13 protein-coding genes, 1 tRNA gene and 4 pseudogenes are annotated in these 17,541 nt (G+C 34.7%); 9 read left to right on the forward strand and 9 right to left on the reverse strand.

Annotated features, from left to right (window positions below; all coding sequences use genetic code 11):
* The first annotated feature begins 54 nt into the window (after window positions 1–54).
* The 3 genes from NBW37_RS04675 to NBW37_RS04685 are packed head-to-tail and all read left to right on the forward strand — an operon-like array spanning window position 55 to window position 1,821.
* Window positions 55–414: a ferredoxin family 2Fe-2S iron-sulfur cluster binding protein gene (locus NBW37_RS04675; RefSeq protein WP_250295929.1), complete on the forward strand. Its 360-nt coding sequence runs from the start codon at window positions 55–57 to the stop codon at window positions 412–414.
* Between the two features lie 2 nt (window positions 415–416).
* Entirely contained in the window at window positions 417–1,457 is a 1,041-nt protein-coding gene (locus NBW37_RS04680) for a hypothetical protein (RefSeq protein ID WP_250295930.1), read from the forward strand.
* Window positions 1,441–1,821: a cytochrome c-type biogenesis protein gene (locus NBW37_RS04685; RefSeq protein ID WP_250295931.1), complete on the forward strand. Its 381-nt coding sequence runs from the start codon at window positions 1,441–1,443 to the stop codon at window positions 1,819–1,821. Before NBW37_RS04680 ends, NBW37_RS04685 begins: the two co-directional genes overlap by 17 nt.
* A gap of 172 nt (window positions 1,822–1,993) precedes the next feature.
* Here the strand turns inward: NBW37_RS04685 and rsmA are convergent, their stop codons facing one another.
* Window positions 1,994–2,779: a 16S rRNA (adenine(1518)-N(6)/adenine(1519)-N(6))-dimethyltransferase RsmA gene (gene rsmA, locus NBW37_RS04690; protein ID WP_250296998.1), complete on the reverse strand. Its 786-nt coding sequence runs from the start codon at window positions 2,777–2,779 to the stop codon at window positions 1,994–1,996.
* 78 nt (window positions 2,780–2,857) lie between these two features.
* Here rsmA and NBW37_RS04695 point away from each other — a divergent pair.
* Window positions 2,858–2,930 (forward strand) — tRNA-Thr (locus tag NBW37_RS04695).
* 24 nt (window positions 2,931–2,954) lie between these two features.
* Window positions 2,955–3,674 (forward strand): triosephosphate isomerase, encoded by a 720-nt coding sequence (locus tag NBW37_RS04700; protein ID WP_250295932.1) that lies wholly within the window; start codon window positions 2,955–2,957, stop codon window positions 3,672–3,674.
* Between the two features lie 221 nt (window positions 3,675–3,895).
* Here the strand turns inward: NBW37_RS04700 and dprA are convergent, their stop codons facing one another.
* Window positions 3,896–4,984, reverse strand: coding sequence for a DNA-processing protein DprA (dprA, locus tag NBW37_RS04705; RefSeq protein WP_250295933.1), 1,089 nt, complete (start codon window positions 4,982–4,984; stop codon window positions 3,896–3,898).
* A 61-nt stretch (window positions 4,985–5,045) separates the two neighbouring features.
* Here dprA and NBW37_RS04710 point away from each other — a divergent pair, with 61 nt between their 5' ends.
* Entirely contained in the window at window positions 5,046–5,420 is a 375-nt protein-coding gene (locus tag NBW37_RS04710) for a ferredoxin family protein (protein ID WP_250295934.1), read from the forward strand.
* 202 nt (window positions 5,421–5,622) lie between these two features.
* On the opposite strand, the gene rho is transcribed toward NBW37_RS04710, so the two are convergent.
* Window positions 5,623–7,026, reverse strand: a complete 1,404-nt coding sequence (gene rho, locus NBW37_RS04715) for a transcription termination factor Rho (RefSeq protein WP_250295935.1) — start codon at window positions 7,024–7,026, stop codon at window positions 5,623–5,625.
* A gap of 192 nt (window positions 7,027–7,218) precedes the next feature.
* Window positions 7,219–7,827 carry a cell cycle transcriptional regulator TrcR gene (locus NBW37_RS04720; RefSeq protein ID WP_250295936.1) on the reverse strand — a complete coding sequence of 203 codons (609 nt, stop codon included), beginning with the start codon at window positions 7,825–7,827 and terminating at the stop codon, window positions 7,219–7,221.
* Between the two features lie 304 nt (window positions 7,828–8,131).
* Here NBW37_RS04720 and NBW37_RS04725 point away from each other — a divergent pair.
* Both NBW37_RS04725 and mutS read left to right on the forward strand, forming a co-directional pair.
* A pseudogene (locus NBW37_RS04725) lies at window positions 8,132–9,934 on the forward strand (peptidylprolyl isomerase); the annotation flags it as partial.
* A gap of 337 nt (window positions 9,935–10,271) precedes the next feature.
* On the forward strand, window positions 10,272–12,755 hold the full coding sequence (gene mutS, locus NBW37_RS04730) for a DNA mismatch repair protein MutS (RefSeq protein WP_250295938.1): 2,484 nt from the start codon (window positions 10,272–10,274) through the stop codon (window positions 12,753–12,755).
* A gap of 181 nt (window positions 12,756–12,936) precedes the next feature.
* Here mutS and NBW37_RS07640 read toward each other — a convergent pair whose 3' ends face one another.
* The 4 genes and pseudogenes from NBW37_RS07640 to tnpA all read right to left on the reverse strand — a co-directional run bounded on the left by NBW37_RS07640 (window position 12,937) and on the right by tnpA (window position 15,827).
* On the reverse strand, window positions 12,937–13,059 hold the full coding sequence (locus NBW37_RS07640; protein WP_256466257.1) for a hypothetical protein: 123 nt from the start codon (window positions 13,057–13,059) through the stop codon (window positions 12,937–12,939).
* Window positions 13,060–13,096: 37 nt separating this feature from the next.
* The gene (htpG, locus tag NBW37_RS04735; RefSeq protein WP_250295939.1) at window positions 13,097–14,992 is read right to left on the reverse strand and encodes a molecular chaperone HtpG; all 1,896 of its coding nucleotides are present in this window, start codon (window positions 14,990–14,992) and stop codon (window positions 13,097–13,099) included.
* 174 nt (window positions 14,993–15,166) lie between these two features.
* A pseudogene (locus NBW37_RS07885) lies at window positions 15,167–15,334 on the reverse strand (alpha/beta hydrolase family protein); the annotation flags it as partial.
* A 62-nt stretch (window positions 15,335–15,396) separates the two neighbouring features.
* A pseudogene (gene tnpA, locus NBW37_RS04740) lies at window positions 15,397–15,827 on the reverse strand (IS200/IS605 family transposase).
* Window positions 15,828–15,936: 109 nt separating this feature from the next.
* Between tnpA and NBW37_RS07770 the strand changes: the two are divergent.
* A pseudogene (locus NBW37_RS07770) lies at window positions 15,937–16,193 on the forward strand (phage terminase large subunit); the annotation flags it as partial.
* On the opposite strand, the gene fabD reads toward NBW37_RS07770, so the two are convergent.
* Window positions 16,180–17,157, reverse strand: coding sequence for an ACP S-malonyltransferase (fabD, locus tag NBW37_RS04750; RefSeq protein ID WP_250295942.1), 978 nt, complete (start codon window positions 17,155–17,157; stop codon window positions 16,180–16,182). The pseudogene NBW37_RS07770 and the gene fabD sit on opposite strands and share 14 nt — an antisense overlap.
* Window positions 17,158–17,541: the final 384 nt, after the last annotated feature.

Consider the following 17,541-nt stretch of genomic DNA (forward strand, 5'->3'; position numbering starts at 1 on the left):
GTTATTACCTGTAGGATATAGAGAAGTTAGTAAGAATTTTAATAGGGAAATAATATGCCATCTGTTACTTTTATTTTACCTGATGGGAGTAAGAAAAGCTATGAAGCTGCAGAGGGAGAAACTCTGCTTAATTTAGCCCACAGAAGCGATCCAGATCTGCTTGAAGGTGCATGTGAAGGTTCTCTTGCTTGCTCTACATGCCACGTGATTGTTGATCCAGAATTTTATGATGCTGTAGAAACGCATAATCCCATATCTGATGAGGAAAATGATATGTTAGACCTAGCTTTCGGCTTAACAGAGACATCGAGGCTTGGATGCCAAATAAAAATCACAAAAGATATCGACGGTTTGTGCGTAACCGTGCCAAGAGGTACAAGAAACATATCATTAGATAAACAAGGAAACGATTAGCTATGCGTAAGATTTTTATCTATATTATCATCTCTTTACTTTTGTTTATTCCTGTAGCGTATAGTGGTTTTTGGTATTTTTCTGCATGTAAGGTAAAAAATCTTTTAGCTGAAACAATACTATACATTAACGACGAAAAATTTGATATTTCACATGATTTTAGTGGATTTCCTTCTAACCTAATTTTTCGTGTGACAAACCCAAAATTTTCCAATGAGCAATTAACCATCTCATCTGATGCTTTATTGATAAAAAATAGATTGTTTGATAAATCAGTATATATCTACATACCAAGCAATGAAGTCAATATTGCTGTTCATGGTGATGAGAAAAAGAATATAAAATGCCACACAAACGATAGCAGCCACTTTGTTGTTAGACTAAATGATTTACCATCTTCATTACAATTCAATAGAAATAGTACCGTAATAGACTATATAGATACACTTCGTTACGAAGATTATGGACTGAAATGTGATGTTTCAGAAAATCAGCAAAGTGTTATATCCGAAGTGGATGGTAAAAGTAATTACATTCAATTTCATTTTAATAAAGAACCAAGTGGAAATACTAAACTAGGATTTGATTTTTATACTTATCGGTATAAAAATACTGCAAGTCCCGAAAGTTACCTTAGTATCGACACTAAATTTGATTACGAATTTGTAAACCACATCTCAGCTTCCAGAGTTAATTTCAACATAGAGAAATTTTTAATTCAAAGTAATAATTTTTCTCTTGCTGCAGATGGCGGAATAAACAATTATAATTTAGTTACGTCTTCATTTAAAGGCAAGATTAACGTGGCCATATCAAATTATAAAGAATTAATCTCGTTTATGATTGGTGACTCAAAAACTTCAGATGTGTTTGAAAAATTAATGTCTTCCTTATCAGAAAAAACAACTGATGATGGCATTCAATTTTCAATAAAGTACGATGATGATGTAGGGTCAAGCTTTATTGGAAAATTATCCATCACTGATTTTATGAACCAGCTCAGTAAAATAACCCAATTAACCAAGGATGAGAGCAGTAGTTAGTTTACTTTTCATATTGATATTTCACTCAGGCGTAAACGCTTTTACTCTGGATAATAAACTCAGAGATAAAAGCATGGAAAAACGAGCAACCAGTTTATTTGAAATAATAAGGTGTCCAATATGTTCTGGCGAATCATTGTCTGAATCTGGATCTCAGATCGCGTATGATATGCGAGAAGCAATTCGTAAAAAAATCAATGATGGATACACTGATGAAGAAATAATCTCAGAGTTAAAAAATTCTTACGGCAATTCAATTATAATCGTACCGCCTAGCACTTACATTTTGTGGTTTATTCCACTTACAACTCTGCTTATTGGGTATTTTCTAATACGAAAATACAGTATCCGTTCAGGAGAGTGACAAAATTACACAAATAAAAAACTTAAAAAAAACATAGTTGATAAGGTAGTATAAAAAGATAACCATAGAGTAAAAGTGAGTTTACAACAAATGCAAGTAGCTTGACTCTGGAATAACGTCCTCCTTTGTCATCTAAGTAGCCGATACTGGGATCTGGTAGATAATGTTCGTACTATATATTATTTGCCAGCAAACAGAACTGCTCAATAGTTAAGTTTTCTGGACGCTGGTTTCCACTCAATTTAGCGTTTTCAAGGACAGTTTCAGCGTGGTTCGTTATATTTTGCAAGCTATTTCTCAGCATCTTTCTTCTTTGAGCAAAAACAGCACGTGTTAATTTTATTAAGGTTTCCAAATTTACTGCAAACTTTGGGGTAAGCAAAGGATTTACTGTAATTACTGAAGAATGTATTTTTGGTCTTGGAAAAAACTCTTTAGGTTCAATATCAAATTCCTTTTTTATATCGCACAGTAACTGGCTTAGCACTGATAGAGGACCATAATCTTTAGAATTGGGTCTTGCTGTAATGCGATCTGCTACCTCTTTTTGAAACATTAATGTCAAACTCGTAAAAAATTTTATATTATTTAACCACTTTAAAAATAACGCTACCGAGATATTGTAAGGCAAGTTAGCAATAACTTTAACTGGGCGTTCTATCAGCTCTTCTTCTGTAATATGCAGTGCATCCGCTTCTATAATTCTATACTTTCCTTGATGCTCATTTAGCAGTTGGTCATGGTGTTTTACTAAATCTCTATCTTTTTCTATAGAAAGTAGAGACTTTGGATTATGCACCAATATTTCTCTTGTTAATGCACCATATCCAGGACCAATTTCAATGACATTAAAATTCTCCAGACTACCAGCTAAAGCAACGATTTTTTTTGTTATCTCACTCGATAAAATAAAATTTTGCCCTAGACTCTTTTTTGGCTTCAGTAAAAATTTTCTCATATTATTTTCATTATACAGTATTTTAAAAATCAGTTGACTAAAATCCATTGATAATTGTATATTATTAATGTGTTTAACGCCGGCTTAGCTCAATTGGTAGAGCAACTGACTTGTAATCAGTAGGTTGTCAGTTCAAGTCCGACAGTCGGCACTCTCACTCATATAAGTAAAGTTGATGTCCTTTTTAATAGTAGCAAATTGGAAAATGAATGGAATGCGTTCTTCATTTGTTGACTTTATAGGCAAACTTAACAACAAGAGCAACGAAATTACCTCTAAATTAGTAATTTGCCCTCCTTTTACATCATTTCCAAGCAGTATAGAGTTGAACAATAATATTAGTATAGGAGCACAGAATTGCCATCATAAAAAATCCGGTTCTTACACAGGTGAAATCAGCGCAGAAATGTTAAAAGAACTAGGGTGTACTTACGTAATACTTGGGCATTCTGAAAGGGCCAATGAAAAAGATGGTGAAATAAAACTTAAGTCGGAAATAGCAATAGAATCAGGCTTACACCCAATTATTTGTGTAGGTGAAAATTCAGAAGATTACAAAAGTGGAAAAACAAAAGAAGTAATAGAATATCAATGCAAAAACCGCTTGCCAACACACGGTGAATATACCGTAGCATATGAGCCAATATGGGCAATAGGCACAGGATGTGTACCAAGCAATGATGCAATTGCTGAGGTAATAAAATTGTGTACTGGTAAAAAACACATTATATATGGTGGTTCAGTCAGTTCAGAAAATATAGAAAATTTGTTAAATATTTCAAATTTATCAGGAGTTTTAATTGGTAGTGCAAGCTTAGATTTCGATCACTTTTATAAAATTATACAACAAGTTGAAAAAAAGTTTTCTCTTATCAATTCTAAAATCAGCAACTAAGAATCCTATAGCAAATGACATCATTTCAGTGTCAAGCATATATAGCTAACCCAAGAAAGATTTCCCTACGTCATACCGCGATTCATTCGCGGTATCTCAGCATAGATTCCGCTAACGAGTAGCGGAATGACGAATTTGTTGTTTTTCAAATTGTAGGTAAACCTAAGCCACTTTAGCTATATCTGTACGAATATCTAGTAAAACGACATAGCTAAAGTAATCTAGAAAATTAACGATATTTTATTCCCCGGTGAACGCTCTATTTTGTTTTCCAACTCTAGTTCTAAAAGAGCCATTAGAGCTATGTTGGTAGAAAGTCCGCTTGCTAATATAAGTTCATCTATATCAACAGGTACAGAGTTAATATGATCAACTATAACAGATTTTGCCTGTTGTAATTTTTCTTGTTTTTGGTTAACAGCATAGTGCTCAACATCAAATAGGTTTTTTTGCTGCGGAGGTAAATTAAACCTAACACTCTCTATTATGTCATCAGCAGATTCAATAAGCTTAGCACCGTTTTTAATTAAATAATTACTACCACTACAGCGTGAATCTAAAGGGAAACCAGAAACTGCAAACACCTCTCTCCCTTGATTCAAAGCAAAATCTGCTGTTATTAGAGAGCCAGATCGTTTTGATGCTTCAACCACTGTAACACCAAGTGATAGACCAGATATAATTCGATTCCTTTGAGGAAAATACTGAGGCTTTGGTTTAGTAGCAAATGGAAGCTCAGTAATTACTAAACCACCATTCTCGGTGATTTTTTTGTATAGATCAAAATTCTCTTTTGGATACACCACATCAATTCCGCTTGCTGTAACAGCAATAGTGGGGTGATTTTTGTATATTACGCTGTTTGCTGCAGTATCGATTCCTTTTGCAAGTCCAGAAACGATAATGAAACCCGCTTCGCTTAAATCAAGTGCCAACTTATTGGCAAAATTTCTTCCATTCATTGAAGAGTTACGCCCACCAATTATTGCAATTATCTCACGGTTTAATAATGATGTATCACCAAGTGCAGTTATTACAGGAGGACAACTAGAGATATTTCTTAAAAGATCAGGGTAATCTGGGTCACATGCGGGTATAATTTTAGCTCCAATTCTTTCTGCATTATTGATTTCTTCTCGTGCATCTTGAATGCCATACACCTTATTATTAGCCACCCTATTGAGATATTTTAGCACCTCATCTAGCGATCCATGTGTTCTTAGTATACTAAAAAACTTTATTGGTCCTATAGTTCTAGCCAAGCTTAACCATACTTCTAATTCTTTGTTGTTCAATTTATTTATCTTCATAAAAGACTTGAATTTCTTATCAATTTAGTGTACCCAAGATAATACAAATATACAGTGTTTTATGACGCATTTTGTTACAGATAAATGCATAAAATGTAAATATACGGACTGTGTGGAAGTATGTCCCGTTGACTGCTTCTATGAAGGTAAAAACATGCTCGTGATTAACCCAGATGAATGTATTGATTGCGGAGTGTGCATACCTGAGTGTCCAGTAGATGCAATTGTAACTGATGATTCAATAAAAGACATTTTAGAACTAGATGAAGAGTTGCTGAGCAGCGAACAAAAAACTTTCAAGTTATTTTACGATATAAATGTAGAATACTCACAAAAATGGCCAAATATCACAGCTAAGAAGCAACCTCTCTATACAGCAGAAGAGTATAAGGAAAAAAAGGATAAAACAGCTTATTTTGAGGAAAATTTAGAGTGATATTAACAAAGAAAAAGATCAGACTCCTTGAATAACCATATGAAAAACTAGCAACTCACTCTTCTTTCTCATTCCAGCGTCACGCGCTAACTTAAGGTAAATTGCCAACTTAACTATAAATATATTTTGGTAAATCCAAATTATTTTAGCTATAAGAGCGTTTTACTTTTTGCTCAGCATGTCCATCATAACTGGCTTACTTTTAGTGATTCATGGAGTTAAAAAAGTCAGCATTGCTCTTTGTTAAAAGTAGTTTGTCACGTAAAAATTCCATTGCTTCAACAGGTCCCATAGGATTAAGTATTCTACGCAACACCCATATTTTATTTAGTATAGCCTTATCAACTAATAGCTCTTCCTTCCTTGTTCCGGATTTTGTAATATCAATAGCTGGAAATATACGTTTATCAGAAAGTTTTCTATCAAGTATGATCTCAGCGTTTCCTGTACCTTTAAACTCTTCAAAAATCACTTCATCCATTTTTGAACCAGTCTCTATAAGAGCTGTGGCAATTATAGTTAAAGAACCCCCATTCTCAATATTACGAGCTGCTCCAAAAAAGCGTTTTGGTCTCTGCAGTGCGTTTGAATCCACACCACCAGTTAGAACTTTCCCAGACGAAGGAATAACAGCATTATAAGCACGTGCAAGTCTAGTAATATTGTCAAGTAGAATTACCACATCTTTTTTATGCTCAACCATTCTTTTAGCTTTTTCTATTACTATTTCAGCAAGCTGTACGTGACGGTAAGCAGGCTCATCAAACGTAGAACTTACTACCTCACCTTTTACAGAACGTATCATATCTGTTACTTCTTCAGGTCTTTCATCTATAAGTAACACTATTAATTCTACTTCAGGGTGATTTGTAGCTATAGAATTAGCCATTTGCTGAAGCAATACAGTTTTTCCTGTACGAGGTGGAGCAACTACTAACGCTCTTTGCCCTTTCCCAAGAGGAGCTACTATATCTATAGCACGCATGCTTAAGCCTTTTTTATCATCACCATTATTGCACTCAAGTACTATGCTTTCCTCAGGATAAAGAGGAAGCAAATTATCAAAATGGACATACTTTCTTAATTCACTGACTTCAGTAGAGTTTATACTTTGAACCTTAGTTAAAGTAAAATATCTTTCTTTATCACCAGGTGGCCTTATTTCTCCATATGCCATATCTCCTGTACGTAAATTAAACTTCTTTATTTGCCCGTTGGAAATATAAACATCATCGGTACTTGGGGCATAATTTGCACTTGCTGAACGTAAGAAACCGAAACCATCAGGCAATATTTCCACTATTCCACTCCCTGTGGTTATGCCTCCTTCTTCACTCATTTTCTTCATTAAGCTGAATATTATTTCCTGCTTTAGCATTCTACCATTGCTTTTACCGTTAGTTAAAATTTTTCTTTCTTCAGCTAACTCTAACAATTCTTCTGCTGTTTTCTCTTTTAATTCGCTCAGATCTAATGTTTTTCTGTTTTTCTCAGTACCTTCATTGACCATCTGTTTTACTGTATCGTTATTGTGAATTTGCTCACTTTTTTCAGGTTGAGCTGCAACCTTTCCTTTTGCCAAAACATCTTCATTGATTGTTGTCATAATCCTCCAAAAATTTTAATTGATGCTTACTAACTTAAAATGTGACTATAAGATAATAAATTAGGCTGAACTAGTTTTAGTGCGTATTAAGCTTAATTGTCATTAAGCCCCGCACTTTACTTATATTATACTAATAAACACCAGCAAGTCAAGTTAATTTAATGTTAACAAAGCACAAAAATTTGAGAATCCTTAATAGCTATTCTTTATATTTTTTAACCTTTCTTGCTTCTCTTTTTCTACTTTTGCTTTTTCCACTTCTGCTTCTAAATTTTCTTGGCTACATAAGCCAAGTAGTACAGGATCTTGGGGTTTTATATTTTGCATGTTATGATGAGATCCATCTTTTACCTGCTCAACTGTGTAATTTGTTGTACTAATTAATTTAGCTATAACGTTATTGTTCAAAATAGGAAATTTTTTTACTAGATAATAAATCGCATCAGGTTTATCTCTACGCCTTGCCGTAGAAGCAAAGCCAAGAATGCTACCAATCGCCTTACTCCTTTTTTTTATATTTTTTATAATCAAATTTGGTACACGGTTTGAATTTTTTTTGCAATCATCGATTTCTTTTTCAGTAATTACCCCAGAAATAATAGGGTTATATTTTTCAACTTCTATTTCCTCATCAGCTATGTCTTGTACCTCTTCAATGGCCAACCTACAGCATTGTGCTATTTGATTAAAAGTTAAACCAGTGTTGTCTACTAACCAAGCAGCTATTTGCATTAGAAACTGTTTATTTCTATCGTTATTGCCCTTAGAAGATTCCATTGGCATCAAAAAAGCATCTCCCATTTAAAGTATCCCTTACTGTTATACAGAGCTAAAATATAAGCTATTAAAACTAAAAAAGCATTAATTTTGTCATTCAATGACTTGTTGTTTGTCACTTCCCACCTCTTAAGTTAATTAAATGCGCTTACGTTTTAGCATATTTCCCCTTCTTAAGGTATAATATAACTCAGTTAAACATATGTTTCTATTTAAGAAGAGGGTTGAGTTTTAAGTTAACATATTATATATATTAACTAATAAAGCAACAGGTTTACAAGAATTAAATTATCACTATTCTATAATTAACCATTAATTAACTGAGTTTAAAATGAATGTTAAAAATTTTTTCACTAAAGTAATCGTTGTCCTTTTAGCTTGCTTATTAGTCTTCATGGGAATTGGCAACCTTTTATCAGGTGATGATGAAAAAGAAGAGGTAGCTAGGGTTGGAAAAGAAGTTATAACGTCAGATGAGTATAAATCACTATATCAAAATTATGAAAAGCAAATTTCTCGATCTGATGCGAGTAGAGAACAAGTAAAAAAGCTGAAATATGATTTGCTTAACGCACTTATAGAGCAAAAACTATTGTTTAACCTAATTAGTGAGCTGGGGTTGACAATTGGAGAAGAGTCTATAAAAAACCATATTAAAAATACCAAATACTTTCAAAATGATAAAGGCGAATTTGACAAAAATAAATTCCATGAAACGCTAAATGACCTGCATATGACAGAGAAAGAGTATATAGCAAAGCTAGAGAAAGTTCTGCCTGCAATGATGTTCATGACTTCGTTATTTAAAGATAATTATCCGGTAACTTTTGGCGAGAGAGTTGATGAGCAGATATACAAAAGTCGCTACCAAACTAGAGTGGTTGATATTGTTAAAATAACTGAAGATGCAGTTACAAACATTCCTGAACCAGATGATCAAGCATTACTTGATTTGTATGAAAGAAATAAATCCCATTTTTATTATCCTGAGTATCGAACTGCGCAATATATTTCCCTAGGCCAAAAGTATTTTGAAGATCAAATCAAGATCTCAGATGAAGAAGTTGATGGCATAATAGAACAACAGGAACTTAAAGATCAAAGAGATATATTTAATGTAATATTTTCTACTAAAGAAGAAGCTGAGACAGCAAAAAGAGCATTTGAGGAGGGTAAAACAAGCTTTGAACAGATAGTAAAAGAGTTTGGCAAAGCAGAACTTGAGGAAACCAGAGTAAATAATATAACTAAGGATTTTCTACTGGAAGACATGAGAGAGAAGGTGTTTGCTCTTAAAGTAGGTGAAGTAAGTGGAGTTTTAGCAAGCAGTTTTGGTTGGCACATAATAAAAGTGGAAAGTGCGCATCAAATTTCTGATGAAGACTTAGTTGATTTAAAAAAAGACATAAAGGCAGTTTTAATTAACCAAAAGTCTTTTGAAAGAGTTAATGATTTCATAAACCAAGTGAACTCTAAGATATACAATGGTTCAGCAATCGAAGAAATATTGAGTGAATATAATTTACCTATACAAACTATTGGTCCAGTAGATGCGAGTGGAAAAGATCAAAACGGTAATAACATAGGAGATTCTGGTGAGTTGATTTCTTTCATTTTTTCGCGAGAAAAGGACCAGAAAGGTTATTTTAAGGGCGTTGGAGACGCTGTTGTTAGTGTAAAAATCGTCGATATCGTTCCACCCAAATTGCAAAGTTTTGAAGAAGGTAGGGCATCAGCAGTAGAGCTTTGGCGTAGTGAGTTTATAAAAGAAAGAATGTTTAAAATTGGGCAAGAGGTTGCAGCTCAACTAAGAGAAAAAACAGATTTGGAAGAAATTCAAGGTATGGAATTAGTTAAAGATCAGCAGATGCACCGCAATGAACAAAACTACCCCTTTTCTTTTGTAGAAGAGATTTTTAATATGAAAACAACTAGTTCAGTGACAGACCCTATTCAATACAATAATGAAATTATAATAGGTGTTCTAAAAGAAATGCATTCATCAAATGGTAAATTAAACACGCTTGACACCGGAAAACGTGTGATGATATCGCTAAAAGAGCAATTAATTAGCTACCTGGAATCAAAGTATAAAGTTGAAGTTAATCACGCTATACTTGATAATATATAGTCAAAAATCTTATAAGTTGCTTCAAACGCATGATGTCACCCCAGTGTCAGCTACTTGCATGACACCATTTGCTGTCTTCAAAAATGAATGTTCGTACAGCTATGCGCGGTATAGATTCCGCTAACTAGTAGCGGAATGACGGTTTTTCAAATTGTCGTAAGTCACTTTAGCTATAATACATACAAGGAGGGTGTCATCCAAGTGCCCTGACCTTGGATCCAGGAAATTTAATTGTTTTAAATTTTGCTCAACGTCCTTCTATACACCTATTTAAATTTTATGTATTTGCAATATAATCTATAATAACGTTTATCAATACAATATATTAAAAAATATTATGAGCTTTATGAAAGAAAGAAACACCCCTGTGATGGAACAATATTTGAACCTGAAAGCTCAATACAAGGATCATTTGCTATTTTATAGGCTAGGAGATTTTTATGAGTTGTTTTTCGATGATGCTATTAAAGCTGCGAAATTGCTGAATATAGTGCTAACCAAGAGGGGCAATTCAAATGGGCAAGAAATACCAATGTGTGGAGTACCAGCACACAGTAGCGAATCTTACCTGAACAAGCTAATCAATTTAGGATTCAAAGTAGCAATCTGTGACCAATTAGAAACTGCCGATGAAGCAAAAAGGAGGGGCTATAAATCTATAGTAAAACGCGATATAGTGCGAATTGTAACTCCAGGCACAATTATTGAAGATTCGCTACTGGAGGATAAAAGCAATAATTATCTCGCGTCCATAGTTGAACAAAATGGCGAATATGCTATTGCTTGGCTTGAATTATCAACGGGAAAATTTTTTCACACTTTAACGAGTTTGAAAGCTCTAGATAGTGATTTATTGCGTATATCACCGAGAGAATTATTAATTTCTGAAAAGTTCATTGAGGATGAAAAAATTAGATCAATTTTAAAAAATTATAAAATATCAATTACACAACACGCACAGAGCTTTTTTGAGTATAGTAAATCTCACAGAACGTTATGCGAGTTTTATAAAATCAGAGAACTTGGGAGTATAGGAAATTTCAGCAAAGTAGAAATCATGGCGTGCGGTGCGCTGCTTGAATATGTCAGAGTAACACAAAGGGGCTCCATTCCAAGGCTTGAATTTCCAAAAACCTATAAGCAACAAAATTTCATGCTTATTGATGCTTCAGCAAGGAGAAATCTTGAGTTGTTTTCAACTCAATTTGGTGAAAAGAAAGGTTCACTCATTTCAGTTATTGATCACACAGTTACAGCTTCTGGTGGACGCCTGCTCAAACAAATGCTCGCTTCACCCCTTGCTTGTTCTAAGGCGATTAACCTAAGGCTCAGCACCGCTCAATTTTTTGTAAACAATCATGAGCCACGCAGAAAAATACGAGAGATATTATCTAACATTCCAGACATTGAGAGGTCATTGTCGCGCTTAATACTAAGGCGTGGTTCACCAAAGGATATGAATCTATTAAAAATAGGCCTAGGAAAAACTTTAGAGTTGTCTGAGCTTTTGTCTACCTTGCATAATTATTGTTTAAGTGAAGAACCAGCAGAGATGTCATTCCAGTGCTTGACCACTACTACTCAGGTGATAAATAGTGAAGAGAGTGAACTCAGCACAATACATAAAAGCCTTGGCAATCATAAAGACCTATTTGAGCTTTTAGATAATGCTGTGCTTAATAACAACCTTAGTTCCATGAAAGAAGGAGGGTTTATTAATCCAAAATATAACCAGGAACTATCTGAGTTATCCTACATATTAAATAATAGTAATAAACTGATAACCAAACTCCGTGAATCTTATCGCGACCTAACTGGTATTGCTGCACTAAAAATATTGCACAACAACATACTTGGTTATTACGTTGAAGTGTCAGCAAATCACAAAATAACTTCGGACATATTTATTCATAGGCAAAGCCTAGCAAATAGCATGCGCTACACTACTAATGAATTGAAAGAGTTAGAAAATAAAATTCTTACAGCACGTGATGCTGTGATTAGCTTAGAAATGAAAATTTTTAGTGAACTGTGTAGTGAAATTGCTAAAGAATCTGAAAAAATTGCTCTTGCTGCAAATGCTTTGGCAAAACTTGATATTAGAACCGCGTTTGCAGAGCTTGCAGTGCAAAATAATTACGTAAAACCCATCATTGATGACAGCAAAGAGTTCAATATCTGTAGCGGAAGACATCCAGTGGTTGAAGTTAACGATAAATTTATTGCAAATAGCATCAATTTAGCTGGTATACATCTAATTACTGGGCCTAATATGGCTGGAAAAAGCACTTTCTTGAGGCAAAACGCTCTCATTGCAGTTTTAGCTCATATGGGATCGTTTGTGCCAGCAGAGAGTGCACATATTGGAGTGATTGACAAAATATTTAGCAGGGTTGGTGCAACAGATAATATAACAGCTGGTTATTCCACCTTCATGGTAGAGATGATCGAAACAGCAACGATAGTAAATCAGGCAACAGACCGTTCCTTAGTGATACTTGATGAAATTGGTAGGGGCACAGGGGTATATGATGGATTATCTATTGCACAGGCGGTGATTGAACATATTCACAATGTAAATAAGTGCCGCGCCATTTTTGCAACTCATTATCATGAATTAACTAAAGTAAGCAAATACTTGAAGAACGTGAAATGTTTTTGTGTAAAAATAAGAGAGTGGAACGGAGAGGTTATCTTTCTACATGAAGTAATTGAAGGCATTGCAGATGAGTCATATGGAATACATGTGGCAAAACTTGCTGGTTTTCCTGATTCTGTTTTAAATAGAGCAAGTGAGGTGTTTGAGGAGCTAAAGGCTTAAGAGGAAATTCTTACATAACTATTGTTTAAGTGAAGAGTCGCCCACACAGTCTACCATATATGTCAAATTAAGCCAAAATTGTAAGCTTAAAAAAAGCTGCAATAAATAGCACTTTTGTTGCTGTTTTATTTCAACAAAGAAGTCTAAAATGGTCCTTAAGTTGACGCAATTGCGTAAACGGTTACGAATCTTCAGAATCTGGTTTTTCAAAACCATGCCAACTTTCGATTAATCTTTCCGAGCTTGATTGGCCCTGTGAAGTTGCATCCTGTGATACAAAGTCTCTAAAATTGGAACCAAACATGTTTTACCCCTAATTAATAGCTAAGCTAAGTATAGCATTAAACAGAAATCTTGCCAAGCAAATTATTAACTCTCTTAGCAAACAGACTTACATCATCCATCTCTTCACCTTCCACGATGCAAGCTTGGTAAAATAATAAATGAATCATGTCTTCCAATGTTGGGTTTTCACCACTTTCAGCATAAGATTTCATTATACTTTTTATTACAGGATGCCTAGTGTTGATTTCGAGCACCTTTGGCGTGCGGTAATTTAGCTGCTTTTGTTCACGCAAAAAACGCTCCATGCGAAGATCCATAGCGCCTTCATCAACCGCTAGACATACAGGACTGTCAGTCAATTTTTTAGAGATCTTTACGCTTTTCACTGAACTGCCAAGAACTTTGGTGAAATATTGCAGTATAGTTTCTTCAGTCTTTTCTTCATCTTGCTTATTTTCTTCATCTTTTTTATCTTCTTCTGAAGAGAATTTTTCTAAATCAACATCAGCGCGGGTCACAGACTTAAATTTTTGATCTTTATATTCATGAATTACGCTAGTCCAGAAATCATCAACTGGATCAACAAATAGGAGCACTTCTAGTCCTTTACTGACGAACCCCTCAAGTTGCGGACTGTTTTTCACTGAATCGAGGCTATTTCCGGTGAGATAATAGATATGCTCCTGCTCAGGCTTCATTCTGCTTATATAGTCATCAATGCTGACTAATTTCTCATCACCAGTGCTATGAAATCTGCAAATTGAGAGCAGTGCTTCTCTCTCATCAGTTGGCATAGCTTCACAAAGACCTTCCTTTAAAACTGCACCGAAATTGGTCCAGAATTTTGTGTACTCCTCTAAATTCTCTTTTGCCTTTTTACCGAGCTCTGATATCGCGCGTTTAGTGAGGGATTTCCTGATTTGCTCAACAACACGATTATTCTGCAACGTTTCTCTGCTGATATTAAGAGGCAAGTCCGGTGAATCAACAATACCTTTCAGAAAACGTAAATACTGCGGTATGATCTGTACGTTATCTTCAGTGATAAATACTTTATTTACATATAACTTAACAGAGCAACGTCTATCTGGATGAAATAAATCAAAAGGTTTAATAGAGGAAACATAAAGCAAATTTGTATATTCTATTGCACCTTCATTTTTATTATGCAATATCATCCAAGGCTCCCCGCCAACATGAGCAACACTGCGGAAAAAATCATTGTGCTCCTCTTGAGTAACATCATTTTTTGGCTTAGTCCAAATTGCAGCCTTACTGTTTAATTTTTCACTTTTTCCTTCTTCATTTATGAATTCAACAGGAAAATTTATGTGATCAGAGTAAGTAGTGACAATGTTTTCAACACGAAATTTATCTAAAAACTCATTCTCTTCAGGGCGCATAATGAGCGTAATTTTGGTTCCGCGAGGAACTTGATTATCTGATTTACTTATCGAATACTCTCCATCTCCTTTGGATTGCCAGACCCAAGATTCTTCTTCTCCAGCTCTCCTTGATTCCACTATCACCTCCGATGCAACCATAAAGCTTGAGTAAAAACCAACACCAAACTTTCCAATCAGCTCCACAGCTTGGCTTGAATCCTTGCTACTCTTAATTGCGTCCAAAAATTTTTGCGTACCAGAGCTGGCAATTGTACCAAGGTTATCTATTAAATCTTGTCTGTTCATTCCGATGCCATTATCAATGATATATAGCTCGCTCTTATCTTTATTGGAGCTGATAGTGATTTTTAATTCATCACTCAAATCTAGCAAATTAGGATTTAGTTGAGATTCATAACGCAACTTATCACATGCATCCGATGCATTTGATATTAACTCACGCAGAAAAATATCCTTGTTAGTATAAAGTGAATGAATCACTATATTCAGTACTTTTCCTACTTCAGCATCAAATTTTAAATTTTCAGTTTCTTGTACATTATGCATTTTGAGCTCCATTATTTGCTTACTACCCTAATAATTTAAGTATTGCACTGCAATCTTTCAAGGTCACGCACGCCAAAATTAATCATATTATGACACCCAATTTATGGCACAACTGTATGAACTTCCCATGCTGTAAATCAACTACTGGTAGCACGTGACGCTGGAATTCCTTTGTCATCCCGGTGCCCGCTGGAGTCTATTTTCTTCTTTTTGGGGACTAAGCGTCACGTCCTGTAATGCCCACGAAGGAATGCAAAAGTTTTTTGAATTTGCACAACTAGAAAAATCTTTATAAAATTTACTTTTTCTAAACTCTTCAACTTTCTTTTCATCATTTAGTGAATCAATTACAACCAGCTAAAGCTGGTGGTTTGAAAAAACGCTTGTAAAGCAGATTATGAGTTTCAAAACTCTGAGATATTAAAATCGTTATGCCTTTGGTGAGTTCCTTGTTCTTCAATATACTTCTGTACGTCTGCTGCATTGACATTACCAACTGTAACAGCAAAATACCCTCTTGCCCACAGGTGCTGCCCCCAATATCTTTTTCTTAACTGCTCGAATTCTTGGAATAATTTTCGACTACTACTCCCTTTAATATATTGAACTAATTTGGACAGAGCTATGCTGGGGGACATAGAGATTAACATGTGAACATGATCAGGAGTGATATTGCCACTTACAACGTCTACATAATTTGCAGTACACACCTCTCTAATAATTTCCCTAGCACAACTGCTATTTGACCTGTAAGTATTCTATACCTGTACTTGGTACAAAATACTAAATGGTACTTTAAATCAAATGTACTATGAGAACCATGTTTGTAATCCATACTAAAGTAAATTTAATACTAAAGTATATTATACTAAAGTGTTCGCCTTAAGGCGAGGGTGTTAACCCACCCACCTAACTACATAAAATCTTTAAAAGAGTCAATCCTCATGAATAAAATCAACTTTCTCAAATTCATCGAACTATGTTTTCAAGCAGTAGTGCCGGGGTGTGAGTATAATGATTATCGGTACATAAAAGTCATAGCAGATAGGCTGGAAGCAGCGAACGCTGGTGAAGTGAAACGAATAATATTCAATATGCCTCCGCGCTCGATAAAGTCTATGTGCGTGAGTGTTGCGTGGCCCGCATGGATACTGGGCAACTGATAGTTGCAAGTTATTCTCGGCTGCTCAGCAAAAAGCACCTTTTTTTTTCGCTGTTAGTACTAATGATTCATTAAAGAAGCTGTCAATATCACCAATACTATCTATATTTTTTGTACTGATAGATTGGTCAATTCTTTTAACTAGATTAGATAAAACTTTATTAGGACCAATTTCAACAAATTTGTTAATGCCACGGCTTGCCATATACAAAACCATTTCTCTCCATTTCACTCTGCTTATGACTTGTTTAGCAAGTAAAGCTTTTATAACTTTGGGATCACTCTCCTCTTTAGCTGTAACATTTGATATCAAAGAAACTATAGGGCGAGTCATTTTAATACCCTTCAAAAATTCCAAAACTTTTTCATCAGCAGGTTTCATAAGAGATGAATGAAAAGGTCCACTAACCTGTAATTTAATTAATTTCTTCACACTCGAATTTTTGAATGAATAAGGTAACATTTCAAGAGCTTCTCTAGTGCCACTTATAACCACTTGTCCGCCACCGTTATCGTTTGCAATTTCACAAACTCCATCAATTTGGGCTGATTTCAATATATCTTCCACTTCGCTTATCTCTGCTCCGAGCAATGCGACCATTCCACCTTTACATTTCAGTGAAGCTTCATGCATTGCTTCGCTGCGAACTTTTAGCAGCTTGATTGCAGACTCAAGAGTCAATGCCCCTGCAGCACATAGCGCTGTATATTCACCGACTGAATGTCCACAAACATATTTAATTCCATAATTAGAAAAAAGAGATTCACCAAACACATGCTCGATAACACGTAGCGTCGCGATTGACACTGCCATTATAGCTGGCTGAGCGTTTTCTGTAATGGTTAATTCTTCAATAGGACCGTTGAAGATTAAATGAGACAGCTTTCTACCCAATATGCTATCTACTTCATCAAATATTTGTCTTGCAACGGAAAACTCACTACATAAGCTCTTTCCCATTCCTACAAACTGAGAGCCTTGACCAGGGAAAGCGAAAATCATATACATATATTAATACAGCTCTCTTTAAAATAAATTTATGCTTGGTTGTTGACTTTGTTTTTTCTCTAACCTGCTAATTTTATGGCGCTCCTCAAGAGCAAATATTCTCATTGATAATAAAACCGTAAGGAACAAGGATAACGGACCGATTATCTGTATATTGAAGTTAAGACTAGCTATATCTGGTATACCATAACACATAAGGTTCACAACCAAACACAATACGAATAATGGCCAGTATGTAAAATTCATTTTAAGATAAAAGCACAGATCATCTTTACTATTGATTATCATAGTTTTTATTTTTTTATATGTTTTAGCAAGCATAAATTTCTCAAAAACTAACACAATAAATTATAGCATAAATATAGATAATTGTCAATC

This window comes from Wolbachia endosymbiont of Oedothorax gibbosus, assembly GCF_936270145.1.
Classification (GTDB): domain Bacteria; phylum Pseudomonadota; class Alphaproteobacteria; order Rickettsiales; family Anaplasmataceae; genus Wolbachia.

What these genes read in the sequence shown, in the direction of transcription:
- NBW37_RS04675 (WP_250295929.1), top strand. Translation starts at nt 55, where the DNA reads ATGCCATCTGTTACTTTTATTTTACCTGATGGGAGTAAGAAAAGCTAT.
- NBW37_RS04680 (WP_250295930.1), top strand. Translation starts at nt 417, where the DNA reads ATGCGTAAGATTTTTATCTATATTATCATCTCTTTACTTTTGTTTATT.
- NBW37_RS04685 (WP_250295931.1), top strand. Translation starts at nt 1,441, where the DNA reads ATGAGAGCAGTAGTTAGTTTACTTTTCATATTGATATTTCACTCAGGC.
- rsmA (WP_250296998.1), bottom strand. Translation starts at nt 2,779, where the DNA reads ATGAGAAAATTTTTACTGAAGCCAAAAAAGAGTCTAGGGCAAAATTTT.
- NBW37_RS04700 (WP_250295932.1), top strand. Translation starts at nt 2,955, where the DNA reads ATGTCCTTTTTAATAGTAGCAAATTGGAAAATGAATGGAATGCGTTCT.
- dprA (WP_250295933.1), bottom strand. Translation starts at nt 4,984, where the DNA reads ATGAAGATAAATAAATTGAACAACAAAGAATTAGAAGTATGGTTAAGC.
- NBW37_RS04710 (WP_250295934.1), top strand. Translation starts at nt 5,046, where the DNA reads ATGACGCATTTTGTTACAGATAAATGCATAAAATGTAAATATACGGAC.
- rho (WP_250295935.1), bottom strand. Translation starts at nt 7,026, where the DNA reads ATGACAACAATCAATGAAGATGTTTTGGCAAAAGGAAAGGTTGCAGCT.
- NBW37_RS04720 (WP_250295936.1), bottom strand. Translation starts at nt 7,827, where the DNA reads ATGGGAGATGCTTTTTTGATGCCAATGGAATCTTCTAAGGGCAATAAC.
- mutS (WP_250295938.1), top strand. Translation starts at nt 10,272, where the DNA reads ATGAGCTTTATGAAAGAAAGAAACACCCCTGTGATGGAACAATATTTG.
- NBW37_RS07640 (WP_256466257.1), bottom strand. Translation starts at nt 13,059, where the DNA reads ATGTTTGGTTCCAATTTTAGAGACTTTGTATCACAGGATGCAACTTCA.
- htpG (WP_250295939.1), bottom strand. Translation starts at nt 14,992, where the DNA reads ATGCATAATGTACAAGAAACTGAAAATTTAAAATTTGATGCTGAAGTA.
- fabD (WP_250295942.1), bottom strand. Translation starts at nt 17,157, where the DNA reads ATGATTTTCGCTTTCCCTGGTCAAGGCTCTCAGTTTGTAGGAATGGGA.